The sequence below is a fragment of the Sedimentibacter sp. genome, assembly GCF_033447055.1.
Classification (GTDB): Bacteria; Bacillota; Clostridia; order Tissierellales; family Sedimentibacteraceae; genus Sedimentibacter.
This window is the reverse complement of the sequence record NZ_JAWQJF010000140.1, coordinates 1-6475: the sequence shown is the minus strand read 5'-3', so window position 1 is coordinate 6475 and position 6475 is coordinate 1. Positions and strand designations below refer to the sequence as shown.

At 34.8% G+C, this 6475-nt stretch carries 5 protein-coding genes and 1 pseudogene; 1 reads left to right on the top strand and 5 read right to left on the bottom strand.

All coding sequences use genetic code 11. The features are described from left to right. Window positions 1-937, top strand: a 937-nt coding sequence (locus tag SA378_RS09790; RefSeq protein WP_318525809.1) for a glycosyltransferase, incomplete at its 5' end; no start/stop codon positions are given. A gap of 36 nt (window positions 938-973) precedes the next feature. On the opposite strand, the gene orr is transcribed toward SA378_RS09790, so the two are convergent. The 5 genes and pseudogenes from orr to SA378_RS09765 all read right to left on the bottom strand — a co-directional run. Next, on the bottom strand, window positions 974-2041 hold the full coding sequence (gene orr, locus SA378_RS09785) for an ornithine racemase Orr (protein ID WP_318525808.1): 1068 nt from the start codon (window positions 2039-2041) through the stop codon (window positions 974-976). Between the two features lie 9 nt (window positions 2042-2050). Continuing rightward, the gene (locus tag SA378_RS09780; protein ID WP_318525807.1) at window positions 2051-3403 is read right to left on the bottom strand and encodes a GlmL-related ornithine degradation protein; all 1353 of its coding nucleotides are present in this window, start codon (window positions 3401-3403) and stop codon (window positions 2051-2053) included. Next, a complete protein-coding gene (gene oraE / locus SA378_RS09775) occupies window positions 3393-5597 on the bottom strand; it encodes a D-ornithine 4,5-aminomutase subunit OraE (protein WP_318525806.1) in 2205 nt (734 codons plus the stop codon). Before oraE ends, SA378_RS09780 begins: the two co-directional genes overlap by 11 nt. 12 nt (window positions 5598-5609) lie before the next feature. Next, complete coding sequence (locus SA378_RS09770; RefSeq protein WP_318525805.1) at window positions 5610-5960, bottom strand: ornithine aminomutase subunit alpha; 351 nt, start codon at window positions 5958-5960, stop codon at window positions 5610-5612. 79 nt (window positions 5961-6039) lie between these two features. After that, a pseudogene (locus tag SA378_RS09765) lies at window positions 6040-6475 on the bottom strand (PLP-dependent lyase/thiolase); the annotation flags it as partial.

The following is a 6475-nucleotide window of genomic DNA, read 5'->3' as shown; positions in this document are numbered from 1 at the left end:
TTTAAGCTTAGAAATATGCAAAAATTATCAAAGAAAAGATGACAGAATAATTATTATAAATAAAATAAATGAAGGTGTATCTGTTGCAAGAAATGCAGGAATTGAAGCAGCATCAGGAAAGTATATAGGTTTTGTAGATCCTGATGACTGGATAGAACCTGACATGTATGAAAACATGTACAATACAATAGAAAAATTTAAATGCAATATGGCTTTTTGCAATTATTCAAAAGATTCAAAACATAGCAGCAACATTAAAACAATTAAAGTTAATAAGGATGTTTTAGGAAAACTTGATATTATAAATGAACTTATTGCAAATATGATTGGTATTGAAGACATACTGCCAAAATATTACAACATAATGGGCTGTGTTTGGAGATGTTTGTACAAAAAAGATTTCATCGACAAATTTAATTTAAATTTTCAACCTGGCATAACTATAATGGAAGACTTAATTTTCAACGTTCAAGCATTGATTTATTGTGATAAAGCATGCATTGACCATGGAGTTTATTATCATTACATGAAAAACAAAAAATCTTCTCTACATTCTTACAATGAAAAAATGTGGCAAGATCAAGTGGCAGTTCATAATATACTTGAAAAAATAATAGATGATGCAGATTTAAATGAATATATGAGAAACAGACTTGATTCAAGATATATAGCAATGGCTGCTTGTGCTGTTGGAAATGAAGTATATAAAAGCAATGCTCATTTAAAAGAAAGAATGGAAGCAGCAAAATTTATTATTAAAGACGAAAAACTAAAAGAAGTTTTGGAAAGGGCTAAGAATTATAATTTCGAAAATTTAAGGTATTTGAGAGATAAAGAAGAAGCCGAAAGAGAAAATACAGCTATAAAAAATTTATTATTTTACACAAACTCTAGTTCCTTGGGATTAGACAGAAAAAATAACAAAGAAAAAAAATAAGGGAGTCAACTTCAGTTGTTCTCCCTTTAACTTTAATTATTTATATACTTTATCTACATAAGAACTTGTTGTGGCCCTCAATAAACTTGAATAGCTGAGTTTAAAGCTAACAATATCTCCGATATTATATTGACAATCAGATTTTGTAACATCCAGAATCAAATGGTCAGAACTTGCTCCAAGTATGTCTATTTTAGAGTCTATAGGATGCAGGTTGTCAGAATCAATATCCTGTCTACCTACTGCTATTATGGCTCTTTTTATTATTCCTCTGTCCTCATAGACAGGCTTGTTTCCAAAAGCATCTACGCCTGTTTCCCCTATGGGCACAGATTGTTTTTCTTTTAGTTCAATAATTTCAGCTTCCAGTTTAAATGCATCATCATAAAAACCATCAAGCATTTCGCTGTAAGCAGTTTCATCTCCCAATAAAAATGCTTCACCAACTCTTAAATTATTTATACCTTTTGGTAATTCATTTCTGTCTATCAAATAAACAGAACTTGAATTCCCCCCTGAAATCATTTTAAGTTTAATATTGTATTTTTTCTCAATTTTTTCTGCTATTTCAACAAGTATTGAAAGATTTTCTTTTTTAGGTATAACAGCACCATAACAAGTTAAGTTAACCCCTAATCCATGAAGTTCAATATTATCAAGTTTTAAAATTTCTTCTACAGCGTGATAAATTTCATCTTCATTTTTAAAGAATATTCCTTCTCTTAAATCTCCTAAATCTATCATCAACATTATTTTATGAATTTTATTAAATTTTGCTGCAGCTTTATTTAAATTATAAATTGTTTTTAGTTCTGAATTTAAGGATATGTCAGAAAAGTGCACAACATCCTCTGCTTCAGAAATCATAGGAAGTCTTAACAGAACTCTTTCCTTTTTTGTCCCTTCATATTTTTTGAGATTTTGTATTCTTGAGTCTGCCAGATAATCAATGTCAGAATTTTCAAGCAGCTTATAAATTTCCAAATCTGCACAATATCCCTTTGTAACAATCGTGAGGGAGCAACCTGATTTTTTTACCATTTCGGTAATTTTATCAAGGTTATTTTTTACTTTATTTAAATCAATTACTAATCTAGGATACATATCATTCTCCTATATTCTTAAGCTTTTTTTCATTAAAGCAAGAGCATCGTCATGATAACTTTTAGATAGCACTCCCAAAGAAGACAAGATGTAATCTTCATCTATGAGTATTTGCGCCAATTCTGTAGGATACAGTTCCTGCTCCTTGCCATGACTTTTTACAAGTTCAAGTATTTTTCTTTTGCCGGGAAGCCTTGTTAATGCCCCGCCTGTGCCTATTATATATCTAATTGCAGTGAGATCCTTTCCTTCAGCTGCAGTCTTTTTGCCTGCTGCTGTGTAGAAATATCTAAGATGTCCTGCGTGTCTTTCAAGAGATGTTAAAACTGCTTCTTTTGTAAGCCTTTCAACGAATTGCATTTCTCTTGGGCTTTTTGGAATCGGTTTATAATTATTTAAAATTTCTTCCGCGTCCGGAAATTCTTTTTTCAAATTATCCATTCCGATTTTTTCTACAACGTGATTTACATTTACATAAACACCAAGATCTCCTTCAACAGTACGTTTAGCTTCCGGCTCTGGACTTATTAAAATAGAATTAATTTCCAAAGATCCTTCTGTTACAGAGTGCACATCGGTCGTTGCACCTCCAACATCAAACACTACCAAATCTCCTAATTCCTCTTTTAACACCTTAGCTGCTTCCATAACTGCACCAGGTGTTGGAATAATAGGACCTTTTACAAGTTCTCTCACCTTTGACATGCCTGGGGCGTGAATAATGTGTTCCTCAAAAGCATCCTGTATGATTTTTCTTGTTGGTTCCACAACCAAAGTATCAATTTTAGGATATACATTTTCCACAATATAAACTTGGGTTTCTGCTTCCTCACACATAAGGCGAACTTCTTCCTGGTTTTCTATATTGCCTGCATATATAATAGGAATTTTAAGTCCCATGGAAAGTATCATTTCCAGGTTGTGAAGAGCTGTATCTCTTTCACCATAATCAACCCCGCCTGCAACAAGAATTATATTCGGACTGATTTCCTGTATTTTCTTTAAATCAGTTTTTCTCATTTTGCCTGAAGTAATCATTTTTATGATACCTCCGGCACCAAGAGCTGCTTCTTTAGCCGCTCTAACAGTCATATCATAAACTAGTCCATGGACAGTCATTTTTAAACCACCAGCAGCACTGCTTGTAGCAAGCATGTCATCCCATGTTATTTCGTCTGCATTTAGTCTTACTTTCAAGTCGTTAATAGCACCCTTAAGTCCTACCGTAACATCCCCCTGAAGCACAGACGTGGGCGCCTGTCCCTGCCCGACAAATGTCGGGCAGGAAGTACCTATTCCATTGAATGCATTTACTACAGTAGTAGTGCTGCCAATTTCAGCCACTAATACATTAACTTTCAACTGCGTTCATTTCCCTTCTTTTCTTTACTAAGAAACTTGCCACATCAATACCGTGGGTTCCTCTTCCAAAACCTGCATCAAGTCCTGCTTCTATAGCTATTTCATTAGAAACCTGAGTTCCACCACATATAATCATAACTTTGTCTCTTATGCCTTTTTCAATACATAAGTCGCTTACTTTCTTCATGTTCTTAATATGAACATCGTCATGAGTTATTATTGTACTCATCAATATGGCATCTGCGTTTGTTTCAATAGCAGCATCAACAAGTTTCTCAACCGGGCATGATGTTCCAAGATAAGCATACTTGATACCAAGACCTTCAATACCACCATGTTTTATATCTAATGTTTCTTTCATTCCAACCGAGTGTTCATCTTCGCCTACAGTTGCAGCCACAACAAACATTGGTTTATCCGAAACATCTTTTCTTATTTCAGTTTCTGAAAGAACTGAAGCCTTTTCAGGTATAACTAATTCATCAACATTGATATCAAAATTAACTTTTCCTTTGATTTCAACATATGTACCCTCTGATGGATGCATTACCTGTTTATGAACAACTGTAACGTCTTCAAGACCCATTTTTTCGCCGCATTTCATTGCTGCAAACTCAGCTGTTCTTTCGTCTAAAGGCAAGAAAATTGATAATAATACAGTTCCATCTGCTCTCCATTCAACTTCTGGTTTAACAAGATTTGTATCATAATATTTGGCTGAATCTTCAAGTCTCTTATTAACATTGTCATTTTCATCTAATTCATCAATATATATAATTTTAGAATGATCTTCAAATGTATCTCCGCCTATAGCGTCACTTGCTTTTTTAAACTGTTTAGGGATGTTGTTATATCCGTAGTGAACTGATACAGGAGCAAAATAATCCTCATCTCTTTCATAAACGAAGCCGTATCCAATACCGCCTTCAATTTCTCTTGCAATACCATCCCCGTTTCTTTCAGGATATTTTCCACTGTCTATGAAAAATCCTTCTTCAACAGCCTTGAAGTAACCGCCGACTTCAAGCATTTCTTCCAAGAACAATATAGCTCTTTCTTTTAATTCACGAACATCTTTTCCTAATTGTCCTTCTCTGTTAATTTTAACCATTTCTCTCAAGCCGTCCATACCATTAAGAGCTTGCTTAGCCGTCATTATACCTGCAATGTTATTATAATGCCATGGGACATTTCTTCCTTCATCAGGAGTGATTGTTGACTGAATATCAGCACTTGTCAACCTTGAAATCATCATGTTCATTGTATGAGTTACTGCAGCTTCACGAGTATCTGATTCCATGTATTTTGTATTCTGTTGTGCTCTCATTTTATAATCTTTAAATAAATCACGAAGAGCAACTGCATAAGGTAAGTCAAGTCTCATGCATGGTGCAGGAGGAGCTGTTGGAGGAACTGTTGATAATGCTATATTTTCAGGCTTAACGCCAACTTTTTTTGAGAACATAGAATTAACAGCATGTTGAACCATCAATTCAGGCATCACTTTCCAAGCCTGCATAGCTGTAGCATTTGCGTTATGAGCACCATCTATTTGAACCATATCTGCCCAAGCCATGATTTTTTTAGCTTCACATGCATCACAGAAAGATCTTACCATATTAACATTTCTGTACAATATATTGTACTGAGGATCCTGGTGAACACCGTTAACACCTTCTTCAGCAAACATAACTGCTATGTCAGGACCTGCAACGCCTGAAATATATGAGTGGAAATTAATCGGACGGCCAACTTCTTCTTCAATTAAATCACAAGCTTTTCTGCTCGCTCTTACTTGCTTTCTAGTAACCATAATTCCGCCGATACCTTGGTTAGTACCTTCAAGCAATGAATCTATGTGAGACTGTCCTGCAGTTCTTATAACCATTAAATGATCAGCACCATGCCATGCAGCCATACGCATTCTTCTAATATCATCTTCAAATCTTCCAGAAGCGATTTCTGTGGTAATAACACAATCAGGCTGAGGGTCTATATATCCGAATCCACGGCTTCCTGGAAGAGGAACAGAGTTTTTCAGTCCTTCAGAAGTTTCATGATATTCAAAATTACCGACAGTTCTATCTTCACATCTTCCTTCTCTCCAATGCCATCCACGTCTCTTAGGTTCATATTTATCTAAATCTTTCAACAATTCTTTTATATCTAACTTTTTGTTAGGTTCAAGTATCATCTATATCCCTCCTTAAAATAACTTATCAACATCATCCCAATGTTTTCCGTTTGCAAGTTCAAGACCTGCTTCACGAACAGAAACACCAAGACGCTTTGAAAGTCTCCAAACAACATTTCCTGCGCCTTTTCCCATTAAACCCTTATTCATTACGCCTTCAACAATTGGCTTCACTTCTAGGCTTGAGAAACCCATCCTTAAAAGAACACTTCTTTCAACTGACGGTGTTGTATTCTTTCTTCCCAACTCCAAAAGAGGGTCTACTACTTGTTCTGCTAAGTTCCAAAATCTATCATACAATTCTTCGTCTGAAAGGTTTGCCAAATGAACTCTTCTTTGTTCAAAATCATCAGCTCTTTTCATATTTTTACTCCTCCTAATATTACTTATTTTATACACAATTTGCAAATAGGCGTATTTTCATACGCCTTTTCAATTTTATTTACATTGATGCTAATATATTCTTAACAAATTCAACATCTGTATTTGTTTCTTCTGCCAAGAATGCAATATCTTCAGCTGTTGGTTTTACGCTGTAATTTGCCAATGCATTTTTTATCAATGATTTTCTCATATGATTTAAATCTGCATCTTCTGCTTTTATTAATGATGGATGTGAAGGAAGAATTATATTCTTTCCTGCTACTTCATCCTTTGGATTTCCAAATTTTATTTCTATTCCATTTTCTCTTGCAAACGAAAGCTGTGGCTGTATATGCTTACCTGCTCCTGTGTATTCTGTTTCCTGTACAACTATCATTTGATCCTGATCCATTTCCTGTGCAAGTGAGAATGCTGCTGCAAGTGCTGTGTTACCTGCTGGTCCTTTTTCTAATCCTTCAAGGCTTGCCAGTGCTTCTGTCATGTAGAATACTTCT